Source organism: Colwellia sp. (genome assembly GCF_013215345.1).
Lineage (GTDB): Bacteria > Pseudomonadota > Gammaproteobacteria > Enterobacterales > Alteromonadaceae > Colwellia.
On the sequence record NZ_JABSOV010000015.1, the window covers coordinates 1 to 17208 of the forward strand.

Below are 17208 nucleotides of genomic sequence, written 5' to 3' on the forward strand. Positions count from 1 at the left end.
TTGGCTGCTCATCGAGTAATGCTAAACAAGCTTGTGCGTATGCATTACTATCATCGGTGATGATGACACCATCAGATTGCTGGGCATTAATGCCGGCCATCGCCATAGTTGTTACCACAATAGCTTTATTAAGGGACATAGCTTCTAATACTTTATTTTGAATGCCACGAGCAATTTGTAATGGTGCAATAACACATTGAGCTTGCTCTATAAAAGGCCGTACATCATGTACACGACCCGTAACAACAATACCTTTCTTTTTAGCTAAAGCACTCACTTCACTACTTGGGTTACCACCAACAATACAAAAAATAGCATCGGGTTGCTTGGCTAAAACCGATGGCCAAACATATTCAACAAACCACAACACGGCATCAACATTTGCCCAATAATCCATAGCACCAGTAAAACTAATAAAGGGTACCTGAGGGACTAAGCGTTCTTCAGAAAATTTGGCTTTAGGGTTAAAAAAGTTAACATCTACACCATTGAGTAAACCGTGTACTTTGGCTTGCTGCGCTTGTGGCTGACTATCCCTAAAGAGTTGTGCTTCATCCGCTGAAACAAATAAGCTATGAGTAAATTGTGCGCTAATTGAGTTTTCTTCTTTCGCCAATAACTTATATTCACGATTAAAAAACCACTTAGCAATACCGGTTTTTTTATTCGCGTATTGACGCCATTTATCAGAATCGACATCAACAAAGTCAATCACACGCTCTAGTGACTCATATTCATCTCGCTGACCGCCCTTTCCTTGAACGTACTGCGCCATAGAAGATGAGTAAATAAAAACCTTGCTAATGTTATGCTCGGCAAGTGTTCTATTAGTCCATTGCTGCATACGTTTATCAAAATAATAAGGCAGAGTAATTGGCTGGTTCGTTATAAAGCCTGTTAAGCCTTTAATTTTTGCCAATGTTTTATGCTGATCTAAATGAAACACTGCAACACAATATTTAGCTAAGGTTGCCACATATTGCTTATCAAAAGGATCATCGATAAAACAGCCCAAATGCACATCATAATACTCACTTAATTTTTTTAGAATATTAAATGAACGTATCTTATCGCCCTTATTAGGCGGGAAAGGTATGCGATGACAAAGAAAAAGCAATGGCTCTTTTTTACTTGGGCTTACATCGAGTTGAACTGGCTGACTAGCAAGGGTCATGGACATTACCCCAAAAACTTAGATAAAAAAGGGCCTACTATTTGGCTTACTTTTAACGGTAATTTCTGCCAAAGCTGAATAAAGAACTTATATTTTGGATTGTTAGGACTTAAATTAGGTAATTCATCGGCATTAACTAGGTGGTAATAGTAATACAGTGACTTAGGCTGCATGCCCCAGTTTTTCTTATATTTGTAGGGGCCACTATCATTTTTACTGCGACCGAAGTCATACCATCTATAGCCTCTTCCTCTGGCATTACACATCACTTGGTAATACATATAGTCAGCACTTTTAAGGCCGCGGGCGCTATCGTTGCCACCACCATAATAAGGTAACACTTGCTCATTAAAATAAAAATTCATCACTGCACTTGATAGTTGCTTATCTTTATTTTTGATAACAGCGATATCAACATTTTCACCAAAAACATCAACTAAGTTATTAAAATAATCTTTACTAAATATAGGTGTACCTAAGTTGCGATAGCTGGTTGACAGTAGTTGATAAAAATCATGAAAATTCGCTTTTCCTTGTTGTAGGGAGAAACTCAGTTCATTTTTAAGGGAATGACGAATAACGGCACGCTGTTTCTTCTTAATATTTGCCAGGATTTGTTCATTGTCTTCGGCCAATTCACAAGCAAAAATACTATGCGCTTGTTTAAGCAATAACGCTGAATCTTGCTTTTCTTGATATCTTAATTCTAAATAATCAACGGAAAGCTTTTCGGCTAATTGGCAAGCCTCTTGTTCTAACTGACGTACAAGTGCTGGAGTATCGGCAATAGCTCCGCCATAAACACAAAAAGGCGTAGAGATGAGCGCGTGACCAAATAATTTACTTTTAACTTCTACTAATGGTAAAACACCGGCAATATTGCCATCAAGCTCTATAAACAAAAAATAACAATCATGGTTAAAGCTTTTTGAAATAACCTGTTGCCAGCCACTTAAATGAAAAAAGCTACCTTGCGAGTGGTTTTTGACATAGAGATCCCATCGTACAAAGTCAGCGGAGGTTAGCTGTTTAATTGCAACATTAGTAGTAGAAGCGGTATCAGTGCTGGTATTAAAAATAGTATTCAAGTGTCCATTCTCTTGTTATTTAGCTTTATGATTAATACCATAAAAGCCTTATCTCCGTTTAGCGCTTTCGCTATTTATCCAAGTAAACACTTTTCATTGTGTCCCATTGGTAATCCTCTAATAAACGCACGACCTTAGCTTCCATACGGGATAAATTTAAGTAGTGACGTAGTCTTGATTTAACTGAGGCGCCAGCTACCCGAGGTTGCTCTGGGTCTATCTCCCAAGGATGAAAGTAAAAGCTATAAGGCTGCTGCTCTGTACTTAAGTAGTTATCAATTCGCCTTTTAGATAAAAAGTAAGGATAAAGACGGAAATAACCGCCGCCACCTATGCCGGTATTACGATCGTTTTTACGTACTGTCGGTACAGGAATTTCTAAAATCCCTTCCGGACGCTGGTATTTGAAGCGTGGCCAATCAGGCACGCCATATAAATCATGTTCAATAGGATAGGTACTAGAGCTGTAGTCAAAACCCAACTCAGCCAGTATTTCATAAACCCAAATATTACTGTCGTTAAAGGAGAAGCTCGGCGCCCTATAGCCAATAATCCCTTGCCCTGAAGTATCTTCAAGTATTTGTTTGCTTTTACTAACATCAGCACGAAATTCATCGGGTGTCATGATCGTCGCACGTTGATGAGCAAAGCCGTGGCTAGCTAGCTCATGCCCTTGCTCAACAATGGCTTTAATTAAATTAGGACAGCGCTCTGCAACCCAACCTAGCGTAAAAAAAGTACACTTGGCTTGTTTTTGCTCAAATAACTCTAGTAAACGATAGGTATTACGCTCTACGCGCATTTCTAAGCTTTGCCAATCTGACTTATTAATAACCTTTTCAAAGGCAGAGACATGAAAGTAATCTTCTACATCAACAGTTAATACTTGTTTTTCTGGTAATTGACTGGCTTTATTTACTACTGACATCTTAATTAGCGCCCTTTGCCAAATAATACAATTTCAACGGTTCTAATTAATATTAGTAAATCCAACAAAAAACTACGGTGCTTAATGTAATAAAGGTCATACTTTAACTTTTCTAGTGAATCTGCCTCTGTTGCACCGTAAGGATATTTTAATTGTGCCCACCCCGTTAAACCCGGTTTAACATTATGACGTTCGTTATAATAAGGCAGATTTTTAATTAAGCCTTGCACAAATTGTGGCCGTTCAGGCCGTGGTCCAACAAAGCCCATATCGCCATGGAGTACATTCCAAATTTGTGGTAATTCATCAATACGGTATTTGCGCAAATATTGGCCAACTTTGGTAATACGACTATCATTTTCACTAGCCATTTGTGCGCCATGCTTTTCTGCATCTAAACGCATACTGCGAAATTTAATAATATTAAAGGGTTCGCCGTCTAAACCAACCCGCTCTTGCCGATAAAGTACTGGTGCATTAAAGCCTTCGGTGAGTTTCATACATAACACAGCAATAAGCATAATTGGCCAAGTAACTAACAATAAAACCACTGCCATTGCCGCATTAAAAATCCAATCTAAGGTATTGCGCAAGTGATTATTAGAAGCAAAGCCGTTGGAATAAATAACCCAACTTGGATAAATAAGGTTTACCGCTATTTGCCCTGTTTCACGTTCGATAAAATCTAATATTTCGGTTATTTCGATACCACGAATTTTACAAGCAAAAAGTTCATCAACGGGTAAATTATTACGGCGTTCATCATTGGCGACGACAATTTCGTCAATCTCATTGGCTAAGGAGTACTCCACCAATGACTCAGTTAGATTAATACGTGTTTCACGTTTAATTCCGTCAGGTGTATCCCCCACCATAACGATAAAACCATGGACGGTGAAGTCTTGCCTATCGACATCCCGTCGCATACGCTTTTCAATTATTGATGCTCGTTCACCCGTACCCAGCACTAAAATATTTCGTTTGCCAAAGCCAAAAAAATCGACCTTAAAGGTAAAATAGCGGAAGCAACTTATCAGGAAAACACTAACCAATGAGGCGATAGCCAATAATTCAATGGGCAGATGATAAGGCCCATAAAATGGGTTGATTATGGTTGCGGCAAAAAAAGCCACAGATACGCACATCAACATGCGACGGAAAATACCGCGAAAGCTTTCTCTCAGTTTTGAGTTATATAAACCTAATGCTAAAGCACTTAATTGATTAAGTAGCGCGAAGATAACCGCATATAGCAATAAGAAACCATCAGGAATCAACTGAAACTCAACAACTTTAAATAAGCCATTCAAATGAACCGCTAAAAACAGAGATCCTGCGAATAGGATCTGCTCTATGATAATTAAAGACTTACTTCCTGCTGATAAATCACGAAACTTCGAACTAGACATAACCGACTAGATTCCCTTTAATTGATAGCTGCTAAACTGCAAGTACCTTCCAACAAAAACAGCTCTAATTCTAACAAAAAACACACTAAAGTTAACGTTTAATTTACACTTGTGAATTTACGTTGTTAAACTAAGATAAAATATCATACAATTAATCATTGTTTTCTAATTAAATTGTATTTAATAAAAGGTGTAAATTATGGATAATCGCTTTGCCAACAACTTAAAAGTTGGCCTGCTATTGCTAGCAACTTTTCTTTCAGGCTGTAGTTCACACAGTACACTTCCTAGCGCAACCTTGCACTCATCAAATACTATTAATATAAATTCGTATAAATACTTAATCGGCTCAGGTGATGTGCTTAATATTTTTGTTTGGCGAAACCCCGAAGTATCCGGATCTTTTGTTGTTAGACCCGATGGCATGATTACCACATCGTTAGTTGAAGATATCAAGGTATCAGGTAAAACCCCAACTGAACTAGCCCGCTCAATTGAAGAAATATTAGCAACTTACCTGCGCGACCCTATTGTTACGGTTACAGTAGCAAATTTTGTCGGTCCTTTTAGTGAGCAAATCCGTGTTATCGGTGAAGCCGCGCAACCGCGGGCAATTAATTATACTCAGCACATGACTTTACTGGATGTTATGATCCAAGTTGGTGGTTTGACTGAGTTTGCCGATGGTAATGATGCGGTATTGATACGTATTGAAAATGGTAAGCAAAGGCAATATCAAGTTATGATAGATCAATTGCTTAAAGATGGAGAGATAAGTGCAAATGTTGATATGTTACCTGGTGATATTATTATCATTCCTGAGGCATGGTTTTAAAACTGTCATCATTAACAACATCTCAAATTAGCGGACAATTAAAGGGTAGTAATGCAAGAAATATTTGAAGAGATAATTGATTATCTAAAAGGAATTTGGTTAAAACGTCGTTATATCATCATAGCAACTTGGCTTATTTGTCCGCTTGGTTGGTATTTCGTTTCATCTATGCCCGATGTATATGAATCAGAAGCAAGGGTTTATGTTGATACACAATCATTATTACGTCCTTTATTACGTGGTTTAACAGTTGAAACTAATCCGAATACTCAAATTCGCCTAATGGTGAAAACGCTATTAAGCCGCCCTAATTTAGAACGCATATCGCGTATGACTGACCTTGATGTACAAGCGAGTAATAGTGAAGAATATGAGGAAATCATTAAATCGCTAAAAAATAACATAAAAATATCAGGGGTTGGACGAGAAAATATTTATACCCTGAGTATTGAAGATAAAGACCCCGAAATGGCGAGGAATATTGTTCGTGCAGCGTTAACTGTTTTTATTGAAAATACCTTAGGTGAAACTCGTAGTGACTCTGATAGTGCGCAAAAATTTATAAATACTCAAATTAGAGACTATGAAAACAGATTAGGTAATGCTGAAGCTAGACTCACTAGCTTTAAACAAAAGTATAGTGGGATCCTACCTAATCAGTCGGGCGGCTATTACATAAAGTTGAACAGCAGTAGGGAGCAATTAAAGTCTATTGAATTAGATATTCTGGAAAATAAAACGCGTTTAGCATCCGCTAACAAACAACTTACACAGTCGATAGTTACCAATCCCAACAGTGCTAATAAAATAAAAAGTGATAGCTCTATTCAAACCACTTACGATAACCGTATTACTGAGCTCGAAGTACAGCTTGATACCTTAAAACTACGTTATACAGACAGACATCCAGATGTCATTGAAGTAAGTCGAAATTTAGCGCACTTAAATAAATTACGCAGTGCTGAAATAGACAACTACCTCGAGCAAAATAGTGAAAATAGTGGCAGCTTAAACCGATTAAGTGCTAATCCGGTTATTCAAGAAGTACAAATACAAGTTAACCAATTGGAAAACTTGATTGCTTCGCTCAATGTCAGAGCTGATAATTACCGCCAGCGTATTATTGAACTTGAAAGTAGTGTACATACTATACCTGAAATAGAAGCTGAATTAGTAGCCCTCAACCGTGGTTACTCTATTACCAAAGAAAAGTACGAACAATTATTATCACGTAAAGAAACCGCACAACTAGCGCAACAAGCCGATGAAACAACAGATAAGATTCAATTTCGTACCTTAGATCCACCGCGTATTGCAAGTAAACCCTCAGGGCCAAAGCGGTTTGTTTTATTTGGTGTGGTCACAGTGTTAGGCTTTGCGGTTGGTATTGGTTTATCTTTATTAATGAGCCTATTAAACCCAGTAGCAACCTCGACAGCTCAATTATCAAAAGCCACCGGAGTGCCTATTTTTGGGGTAATCTCAGCCAATGAAAACTTAGGTTTACATAAATGGCATCAAAAGAAAACCATGCTTTTTGTCTGTTCTAACCTGTTATTACTATCAATGTTAGTGATTTTTGTTAGTTATTTTTTATTTCCTGACCTCGTACAGGCTCCATTGAAAAGGATCTTTTAGCCATGAGTACCATTGAAAAAGCCCTGGCTAAACAAAAATTAGCTCAGCAAGAAAAAGTTACTAACATCACTGAACATGAAGTGGTAAATGAGGCTCTTGTTCCAAAGACAACTAGCACGTCAGTTCCTGTAACAAGCGAAACAGTGAACAGCAAAGAGAACTGTAATAAAGATAAAATCATTTTAAATGGTGATAGGTTAAATGAGCGCGGATTTATTTATAGTCCCGATAGCGCTCATCATATTCAAGAAGAATTTCGCCATATTAAACGAAAATTGCTAAACAATGCTTTTGGCTTAGCATCAAAAACACTACACAATAGTAACTTGATTATGGTGACCAGCTCTCATCCTAATGAAGGAAAAACCTATATCGCCATTAACTTAGCATTAAGTATTGCCCTAGAGCAGGATAAGACCGTACTGCTAATTGATGCTGATGTACTAAGGCCTAGTTTGCACAGAGAATTAGAATTTGATAGTAAAAAAGGTTTACTCGAATACTTATTAGCTGAGGTGACATCGCTTTCTGATATTATTTACAGTACTAATATTGAAAACTTAAAACTAATTCCTGCCGGTAAGCCACACCATTTAACCAATGAGTTATTGGCCAGTGAGCGTATGGAGAGCTTAGCAAAAGAACTAGCTGAACGTTACCCCGACCGAATAGTTATTTTTGACTGTCCGCCAATCCTCGGCGTTACAGAAACGCCAGTATTATCCGATCTTGTTGGCCAAGCGCTTATAGTGGTTGAAGAATCAAAAACTAAAACAGATGATGTTAAAACAGCGGTGAGTCAATTAAATAACGATATTGCTATAGGCTTAGTAATGAATAAAACCATTAGATCTAAAAAGGATATCTATGGCTATTATGGATATGGCTATGGCAGAAAAAACCAGTAAAATTCTGTCACCAATACATTGCATCTCTCTAGCTGGCTTGTTTTTATCCGCCAACTCATTAGCAGGTGAATGGCGCTTTGATCCCAGTCTAGGACTCACCGAAACCTATACTGATAATATTGAGCTGAATCAGTTAGATAAACAAACGAGTCTAGTGAGTCAGTTCATTATTGCTGCGGATGCTAACTTTAGCTCAAGAAAATTACAATTTTCATTTGCTGGTACAGAAACGCTGGTGGGCTATAGCCATGATAGTGAGCTTAATGATGACTATCAAACCTTATCGACTAGCGCATCCTATGCGCTATGGAATGATCAATTACACGTTAATGGTAGTTCATCCATTACTAACGTCAGTAAAAATGATACTAGTAATAGCTTAGCTGACTTAGTTTCTGGTGATACGGTTCAGCAACTGAGTCACTCAGCAGGCTTGCAGTTTAATAGTGCTAACAGCGATTACTCACTCTTTTCCTCTTTATCCTACAGCATCACCGACACTGAGGATGATATAGGTGAAAGTAATGGTTATTCCGCGTTAATAACTAGTGAAAATGGTAATGCTGCCCGTTATATTTTCTGGCAGGTCGATGGTTCCTTCTCAAATAGAGAAAATGGCGATTTTACCAGTGAAAACTATCAGATAGAAACTAAAATCGGCGCTATTACCCCCTATAAACTAAACCCATTTGTCCGTTTTTATAATGAGCGAGTTACCGGCACGTTAGCAGGTAGTAATCCTGATGCTATCCCGTCTTGGGGGCCTGGCATACGTTACCAAGTAGCCAAGCACTTTCTTATTGACCTATCGTATAACTATGTCCGTGATGACACTCAGGCCAGTGATGATTACGTCGCTGCTGATATTGATTGGCAACTGTCTGCCCGGACATCTCTAAAAGCTGGCTATTCAAAGCGCTTTTTTGGTGATTCTTATACGTTAGACTTTTCACATAGAAGCAAACGGCTAAGTAATAGTATTTCTTACCATGAAACCATTGAAGTGTTCGATCGTAATAACTTTCAAGAAGGAAATAACATACCTTTAGGTGGCACTAGCGAAAAAGAATCAGAGCTTGTTGAAGATAATTCGTTTAGTTTAAATAAACGTCTAGCATGGCAATCTAAATTAACCCTAGCTCGTACTACTTTTAGCCTAGATTTAGCTAACCGCGAGCGAGAAAGTTTAAGTAGCGGTGTGATAGATGACTATCTTGAAGCACGTTTTAGCATTACTCGTCGTATGAGCCCTAGAAGTGACGTTACTGTTTATCTTGATTACAGGAAAAATATTTTTGACAAAGATAGACCTGAAGGTCCTCGACAAGAGGATACCTATAAAACATTTTCGACAACTTATAATAGAAGCTTAGCGTCATCTCTCTATGCATTTATAACCTTACAATACCTTGACAGACAATCAAATTTTGAACGCTACACTTACACTGAAGCCCGTGCTTCCATTAATTTAACAAAAGATTTCTAATATGTATGAAAGTTACTATGGCTTTAGTGAACGGCCTTTCCAGCTAAGTCCTGATCCTCGGTTTTTCTTTGCCACCAGCCATCATCAACGGGCATTATCATATTTACAATACGGCTTAGATCAAGGCGAGGGCTTTATTGTTATCACTGGCCCTATTGGCACAGGGAAAACAACGATTGCCCGTAATTTATTAGCCAATATTGCTGATGAAAATATTGTCGCGGCTCAATTGGTTACCACAAATTTATCTCCTAATGAGTTACTTGAGCTTGTTGCTGCTGAGTTTAAAATCACAGTCACTGGTAACAGTAAGGCTGATACACTACGAAGTATTGAGCAGTTTCTTATCGGCTTAAATAAGCAAGGAAAGCGTGCTTTATTACTTGTTGATGAAGCACAAAACTTGCCGGCAGAAACAGTTGAAGAGCTACGTATGCTCTCTAACTTCCAACTAGATAATAAGCCGCTTATTCAAAGCTTCTTACTGGGTCAAGAAGAATTAAAAACCATCATTTCTGCACCTGACATGGAGCAATTTAGACAGCGTATTATTGCCTCGGCTCATTTAAAACCACTTAGCGCTGAAGAAGTAAAAGATTATATTAATCATAGGTTAGCGCAGGCCAATTGTAATAAAGAAGCTTTATTTTCTGATGATGCCTTTCAGCTTATTTTTGAAAAAACGCTCGGCGTACCGAGAAAAATAAATATTTTTGTTGATAGGCTACTATTATTCGGCTTCCTCGAAGAGTTGAGTCACATTAATTGTAAAGTCATTAATGAGGTAGCGAAGGAAATGTCTGTTGAATTAACTGGCTCCCTTAATGGCGCAACCCTAGAAAATGAAAGTAAGCCCTTTGTCATCAACTCAACTGAACACGTTGAGAATATAAAAAATGTTTTACGAGAAGTAGAAGAAATATTAGAAGGCTCGATTCAACAAAAAGTTAAAATGACCCGCTATATAGATAAGCTTTTAAAACAAAAGAGCCGTGAATTCGCCGAACTACAAAGTAAGGCCACTGATAATAAGTAATTATCCGTGGCTAATTTTATTTCCATAAATATTAATAACTTAAGTATTAATGGCAATTTTGTATTTTTCAATTAATGAATACAGCGTCGGCCTAGTTATTCCCAATAACTCCGACGTTTTAGACATATTTCCTTCCGTCAAAGCATAAGCCTTTTGTATAGCGATAGTTTCTGCTTGCTCACGAACCGCACGTAGATTTAGCGACAGTTCATACTCAGCATTTTCTTTATCAAAAAAGCCTAAATCAAACGCAGTCACTTGGCTACCTGTACTCATGATAACCGATGATTTTACTTTGTTTTGTAATTCTCGAATATTACCCGGCCACTTATGATGTCTCAGACCATATAAGGCGTCATCGGCAAATGATTTAACACTACGCTTATACTCGCCAGCGTATTGCTGTAAAAAGAAGTTAGCTAAAATAAGCACATCTTCTTCTCGATCACGCAGTGGTGGAATATTCAGAGTGATTTCAGTAATACGGTAAAAAAGATCTTCACGAAAGGTTTTCTCCGCCACCATACTTTCTAGGTTTTGGTTGGTTGCACAAATAACACGAACATCAACCGGTATTTCTTTACGACCGCCTAAGCGCTCTATGATTTTTTCTTGTAAAAAACGTAACAATTTAGCTTGTAAGTGATAAGGCATATCACCTATTTCATCTAAAAATAACGTCCCGCCTTGAGCACATTCTATTTTTCCTAAAGTGGTTTTGTGAGCCCCCGTAAAAGCACCTTTTTCAAAGCCAAACAATTCACTTTCTAATAAATTTTCAGGGATAGAAGCACAGTTAATGGCAATAAAAGGTTTATCACTACGATCACTCACTTTATGAATAGCTTTGGCGGCGACCTCTTTACCGGTACCACTTTCACCCAGTAATAACGCGGTGATTTGAGTAGGAGCAATACGTTGCACCATAAGGCGTAATCTATCAATACTTTCACTACTACCAATAATACCTGTGTCACAGCCCACTATTGATTTCATACTGCGGTTATCTGTTTCTATGGTAGCTAAGCTAAAAGCACGTGAAACAATGACATTAATAACATCGCCATCAACAGGTTTTTGATAAAAATCATAAGCGCCCATTTCTATGGCTTTAAGGGCATTGGTTCGGTCATCATTACCGGTAATAACAATAACTTTAGTATGTGGAGCAAGCGCTAGTATCTGTCTTAATGTTGCCAAGCCTTCGCTGGCATTGGCGGGGTCTGGTGGTAAGCCTAAATCTAAAGTGACTACTTTAGGTTCATGGCGTCTCACGGCGGCAATAGCACTCTCACGGGTATCCGCTAATACCACATCGTAATCAGCTAGGCTCCATTTCAATTGTTTTTGTATTCCGAGATCATCATCAACAATCAGTAACTTTTCCATCGCAATGCTATTTCCTTTATTTTTAAATATCTATAATTGTTAAAGCGCTTTACAGGGTATAATTATTTTAAAATTACTACCTTCATTTTCCTGGCTGGTTACCTGCATGGTGCCGTCCACGCTCTCAATGAATTGTTTCGCTTCATAAACACCAATGCCCATACCTGCATTACCCTTAGTAGTATCAAAGGGCTTAAATAGGCGATTAGCGATGAAATCTACTGACATACCACAACCGTTATCAATAATTTCAATATGTAACTCACTTGCCATCATCTGTGCAATTATCTTAACCCAGCCATTATCGTTTGTCGCTTCTTGTGCGTTTTGTAATAGATGATTTAATACTGAAGAAAGTGTCTCTTCATCAATAGAGATCCTACTATCAAGGGATAATTGCACGCTAATATGCGGCATCTGTACATTACGTTGCTCCACTACCGCCATGATTAACGCCTGTATATCGGTATTTTTCTTGCTTGACTCCACCAGTTGTTTATTGCGCAACTGGGTCAGTACTTTATCTAGCCGCCCTGTTGCCGAGGCAACCGTTTCAAAGACATCATCAATAAAAGCAGGGTTATCTCGATGGCGTTTCGCATTACTATTAATTAACGACAGTTGCGCTTGAATATTTTTTAAGTCATGCACTAAAAAAGCTGACATACGATTAAAAGCGTCAAACTGCTTAGACTCAGCTATACGTTCATTGGCTTCATTAAGTGACAGGTAGTTACTTAATTGTCTAGAGATGGAAAAAAGTAAGTCCCGGTCTTCCCAATTTAATAACCCTTGCTCTGCTGGCATGGCCAATAAGAAAAAGCCATACACTGATTTATTCATAAAAATGGGAATAATTATATCAATGTGCTTTTGTCGACATAATTGTGCATCTAACGATAAGTCAGGGTAGCTTTGCTCAACAACAGCTAGCTCTCGGACATCAATAATCCAACCATGTTGTTGACAAAATTCATCAACGGTAACTAAACAGTTTAAATCCTCTTGTTCAAGTCGATAGTTTTGTTGGTAAAGGCACTGATAATTACCACTCGATACTTTTTTAACTAATGCCCCTTGCTCGATATTCAAAGATGAACAAATAATATGAGTAGCGGTATGATAGTAATCATCACTTTCGCCAATTTCGAGCTGCTCTATTGATTTAAGCCACTCAATTCGATAATCATATTTATTAGCAAAAAAGTGTTTGGTGATAAAGACCTTAACTTCTCGACGTAATCTCTCAGTAATTAATAGTGCAGCTAAAACACTACCACCTAAAAGAATAAAGGCGATACTAATTACATCCCCCCAAGTACCACCAAAAAAGTTAATCGCATAGCCAGCTATGGCTAATAACAATAAGTATACCCCTGAAATTAATAACATAGAGCTATAGAAAACCATTTCACGGGAGACAAAAACATCCACTGACCAGTCTTTTATCCGTCGAGTACTGACCAATATTAACGGCATACCTAACGCAGTAATGAAGCCTCGGGCATACCAGTAAGAAAAGTCTAATTGGTTAACCATGGCTGCCTGAGCAAAAAGTACAAAATCAAACACTGTTGCCATACCTAAGGCTATGATCAATGACCATAGAGCCCATTTTACTTTAACTTCGGCATTTCTATATAACTGTTCAAGTAAGACCAGTAGCCACAAATTAAGTAATAAAAATAATGAGAATAAAAGCTTAACGCTATCTGGAATAAATAATGCAGCTCCCCAGCAGAGTGTTGATAAGCCAGCCCAAATTTGTAGGTACTGCTTGATTTTCGGGTCAGTAACAAAGGCTTTAACTGAGGTGATATTGGCTTGTGTGCAAAGAATTAACAGCGACCAAGCCGCTAATTTAAAAGTTTCTATGCCGAGAACAATAAGTAATGAAAAACCTTGTGTGGGTTGTAGTGCGGCGCTGAGCGATGATGAAAAAACTAAAAGTGAGGCTAATAAGACTAAACCACCAGCGAGGATTTTATTTCGTGCCGCTAACAGTAATAAAATAAAAACAGCATAAGCACAAGCTGCTAAAAAATAGCCTGAAGTACCAATTATTTCCATATATATTTACCTGAATTTTTAGCTGCGGTATTAATTAGTCACTGTATTGTATTCGGAGAAAACTAACAACTAGCCATAGTGATGCCTTTGCCGGATTGACAATGATTATATATGAATTTACTTTTTTTTTTAGCTTTCTTAATTACCCTTTAACAACAAAGCAACTTAGCTCTATAGCTTCGGCTCTACCTCCTTGGTAAACAGCTCAGTTAAAATTGGTACCAACAAGAAACTAGAAATAGCAGAAATACATAAACCAGAAATTAACACCACACCGAGTGGTTGCCATAAACCGCCACCAAATAAAGTTAATGGAATTAAACCACCTATAGTCGTTAACGTGGTTAGCAATATAGGCGTAAAACGCACCGCACTAGCCTGTAATATTGCTGAGTGTTTATCTAAACCAGAGCGTAAATTAGCATTGGTGGTATCAATCAAAATAATGGCATTGTTTACCACAATACCAAATAAACTAATCAAACCAACAAAAGCCATCATAGAGAAAGATAATCCGGTTAAATATAAGCCGATAATAGAGCCAGCCATGGCAAATGGAATTGAGCTAAAAATAATCAGCGGCTGTAAAATAGATTTAAACTGCAACACTAATACCGCAAATATCCCCATCGCAGTTATCAGCATGACTTGTGTTAAACCAGCGAAGGTTTTTTGTCGTGATTCTTCTTCTCCGCCTAAAGTAAAGTACATGCCTTTAGGTAAGTCATACAGCTCAAGGTAAGCCACTAATTCATTGGTGATGTCACCGACAGAATATCCAGTTTCAACATCTGCTGATACTTTGGCCATGCGTAACTTTTGGTAATGAAAAAAGTCACTGCCACCTTTTTTTAGCTCCATGGTCGCTAATTGTTCAAGCGGGATAGCTACACCTTGATTATTGCTAATTTCTATTGCCGAAAAACTCTCAATGCTGGGGTTTTCTCGACGAATCATAATAGGGTAGTCTTCACCATTATTATCATTAAACTGACCTATGGCAGTGCCCGATAGAATGGTACTAATGGTATTATCTAATCGTTCAATACTAACGCCACTGAGTGAGGCCTGTTGATAGTCAATAGTAAGCACTAACTCGGTATTTGCCATACCAATAGGATTATCAATATTTACTACTCCTGATAACTGTCGCATTTTCGCCGCTAAATCATTAGCAACTTGCTCTAAATCAGGCAAAGATTCACTTAACAGCCGAATAGCAATAACTTGGTCGGTCACGGGTCCTTGAGTAAACTCTTTAACGGTGATTTCCGCCTGTTGCCAGTAAGAAAAATCATCACGTAGATTTTTTACTAAGGCGGTTACTTCATCCACTTGATAAGCTTTTAACACTAACAATGCTTGGCCAAAACGAATCATGCCTCGTTTCGGCACTTCATTATAATAAATACGCGGGTTAGCATTACCAATATTAAGTGCTACTTTATCAACTAAAGTATACTGCTTAACATGCTGACGTACTTGCTGAAGAACCTCATCGGTATAGGCTAGCGATGAATTTGCCGGTGTTGTGACATTAATTAGCAGCATAGGTTTTTCAGCTTTAGGGAATAAGCTAACACCTACTTGGCCAAACAGAGAAAACATGGCCATTAAAGCAGCCAAACTAACAATAACAACGGCTATTTTGTGCCGTATTAATACCTTTAAAGTATTGCTATAAGTTTTTTCAGCAAATTGATTGGCATAATGTTGTAAGGTTTGTATTTTCAGCGCTTTAGGCTTAGCTCCTTTATCAATAACAACCAGTAGTTTACTGGCTAGAAGAGGCGTTAAGGTTAATGCCACGAATAACGAGGCAAGTAGTACTAACACTACAGTTACCGGCATTGAGCGAATAAAATCGCCGGTATTACTTTGGATCATCAGCATAGGTAAAAAAGCCAACATGGTAGTAATTGTGCCACTGGCTATGGCCCAAGCAACTTTACTGGTGCCACTTGCTGCCGCTTGCTTGATATCTTTACCAAGTTTCTTTTCTCTATGAATACTCTCAGTAACCACGATTGCGTTATCAACCAACAAGCCTAAAGCTATTATTAAACCGACTATGGACATTTGTTGTAAGCCATAACCACTAAAATCCAACCAACCTATAGCCATCAAAAATGAAATGGGGATAGCAAGTATCACCACTAACGCTTCTCGGAAGCCTAAAAACAATAAGGCCATCAAACCTACAATAATTAGCCCTTGTGTTAAGTTATCAAAAAAACCATTTACACGAACGTTAACACTGTCGGCTTGTTGAAATAATTTGGCCAATTTTATTCCACTAGGTAAATTCTGTTGAAACAGCTCTATTTCTTGGTTTATTTGTTCGGTTAAAACAAATATATTGGTTTTCTCTCGCTGCTCCACCGTGATAAATATCGCTGGTATATCATCAAAATAAGCTAAATAGCTCGGCTCTGCGCTAGCAAAACTGACACTAGCAATATCTTTGACTTTTAATATACCATTGGCATTAGCAATATTACTGCTACTAATAATAGTATTTTCAATATCAACCAGTTGGGTGAAATTTCCACTGGCTTTGACATTAAACCGCCGAGTACCCGCATCAACAAAGCCAGGGGTAATGTTCAATGCTCGGCCTTGCAGGATTTGATTAATATCAATAAGCGCTAAGCCATAATATTTCAATAACGCCAGATCAATATCTATTGCCACTATTTGCCGTGGATAGCCCCATATACTTGCCTTACGCACACTGGCTATGGTTTCAAGTCGTTTTTCTAGTAACTTAGCATGCAACTCCATGGTTTTATAATCAGTTGGCTCTGACCACAAAGCCAACTGCATTATGGCCACACTGCTTGGTGTTGCTTTTAAGACTAATAATTCCGCAATACCGCTAGGTAAGTTAGGCCTTACCGTTGATACCGCCTGCTTAACTTTATTAAATGCCGCTTCGGCATCTGTGCCATAAAGAAAGTCTATGGTGATCCTTACCGCGCCATTATGGATTTTGGCTTCAATTTTTTTAATATTTTCAATATCAGCAATTTCTTGTTCCAAAGGATCAACCACTAATGTTTCAATATCACTGGGTGAAGCGCCTGGATAAACCACTTCAATTAAGGTAACCGGTAAATCAAACTGTGGATCTTCTGAGCGAGGCATATTTAAATAGGAAAGCACACCAACCAAAACCAGTAACAATATAATAGTTATAGTGAACGGGGCATTATCTATCGCTAATCTAGGGAGTTTCATCTGCTAA

Annotated in this window: 12 protein-coding genes; 5 read left to right on the forward strand and 7 right to left on the reverse strand. The window is 38.1% G+C overall.

Annotated features, from left to right (window positions below; translation table 11 throughout):
- The 4 genes from HRT50_RS03015 to HRT50_RS03030 all read right to left on the reverse strand — a co-directional run.
- A partial coding sequence (locus tag HRT50_RS03015; protein WP_291611201.1) for a TIGR03087 family PEP-CTERM/XrtA system glycosyltransferase occupies window positions 1-1174 on the reverse strand: 1174 nt, incomplete at its 3' end.
- A 5-nt stretch (window positions 1175-1179) separates the two neighbouring features.
- Window positions 1180-2262: a FemAB family XrtA/PEP-CTERM system-associated protein gene (locus tag HRT50_RS03020; RefSeq protein ID WP_291611202.1), complete on the reverse strand. Its 1083-nt coding sequence runs from the start codon at window positions 2260-2262 to the stop codon at window positions 1180-1182.
- 70 nt (window positions 2263-2332) lie between these two features.
- Window positions 2333-3190 (reverse strand): XrtA system polysaccharide deacetylase, encoded by an 858-nt coding sequence (locus tag HRT50_RS03025; RefSeq protein WP_291611203.1) that lies wholly within the window; start codon window positions 3188-3190, stop codon window positions 2333-2335.
- Window positions 3191-3195: 5 nt separating this feature from the next.
- Window positions 3196-4599 (reverse strand): TIGR03013 family XrtA/PEP-CTERM system glycosyltransferase, encoded by a 1404-nt coding sequence (locus HRT50_RS03030; protein WP_291611204.1) that lies wholly within the window; start codon window positions 4597-4599, stop codon window positions 3196-3198.
- 199 nt (window positions 4600-4798) lie between these two features.
- On the opposite strand from HRT50_RS03030, the gene HRT50_RS03035 reads away from it, so the two are divergent.
- Genes HRT50_RS03035 through HRT50_RS03055 form a run of 5 tightly spaced genes read left to right on the forward strand, consistent with a single transcriptional unit; the run spans window position 4799 to window position 10502 of the window.
- Entirely contained in the window at window positions 4799-5434 is a 636-nt protein-coding gene (locus tag HRT50_RS03035) for an XrtA/PEP-CTERM system exopolysaccharide export protein (RefSeq protein ID WP_291611205.1), read from the forward strand.
- 51 nt (window positions 5435-5485) lie between these two features.
- The gene (locus tag HRT50_RS03040) at window positions 5486-7072 is read left to right on the forward strand and encodes an XrtA system polysaccharide chain length determinant (RefSeq protein WP_291611206.1); all 1587 of its coding nucleotides are present in this window, start codon (window positions 5486-5488) and stop codon (window positions 7070-7072) included.
- Window positions 7073-7074: 2 nt separating this feature from the next.
- On the forward strand, window positions 7075-7980 hold the full coding sequence (locus HRT50_RS03045) for an XrtA-associated tyrosine autokinase (protein ID WP_291611207.1): 906 nt from the start codon (window positions 7075-7077) through the stop codon (window positions 7978-7980).
- Window positions 7940-9466 carry a TIGR03016 family PEP-CTERM system-associated outer membrane protein gene (locus HRT50_RS03050; protein WP_291611208.1) on the forward strand — a complete coding sequence of 509 codons (1527 nt, stop codon included), beginning with the start codon at window positions 7940-7942 and terminating at the stop codon, window positions 9464-9466. The genes HRT50_RS03045 and HRT50_RS03050 overlap by 41 nt, the downstream gene beginning before the upstream one ends.
- Before the next feature lies 1 nt (window position 9467).
- Window positions 9468-10502, forward strand: a complete 1035-nt coding sequence (locus HRT50_RS03055) for an XrtA/PEP-CTERM system-associated ATPase (RefSeq protein ID WP_291611209.1) — start codon at window positions 9468-9470, stop codon at window positions 10500-10502.
- Between the two features lie 39 nt (window positions 10503-10541).
- Here the strand turns inward: HRT50_RS03055 and prsR are convergent, their stop codons facing one another.
- From prsR to HRT50_RS03070, 3 genes are all read right to left on the reverse strand, one after another.
- Window positions 10542-11891, reverse strand: a complete 1350-nt coding sequence (gene prsR, locus HRT50_RS03060; RefSeq protein ID WP_291611210.1) for a PEP-CTERM-box response regulator transcription factor — start codon at window positions 11889-11891, stop codon at window positions 10542-10544.
- A 39-nt stretch (window positions 11892-11930) separates the two neighbouring features.
- Window positions 11931-13961, reverse strand: a complete 2031-nt coding sequence (gene prsK, locus HRT50_RS03065) for an XrtA/PEP-CTERM system histidine kinase PrsK (protein ID WP_291611211.1) — start codon at window positions 13959-13961, stop codon at window positions 11931-11933.
- A gap of 171 nt (window positions 13962-14132) precedes the next feature.
- Window positions 14133-17201 (reverse strand): efflux RND transporter permease subunit, encoded by a 3069-nt coding sequence (locus HRT50_RS03070; protein ID WP_291611212.1) that lies wholly within the window; start codon window positions 17199-17201, stop codon window positions 14133-14135.
- Between the last annotated feature and the right edge of the window lie 7 nt (window positions 17202-17208).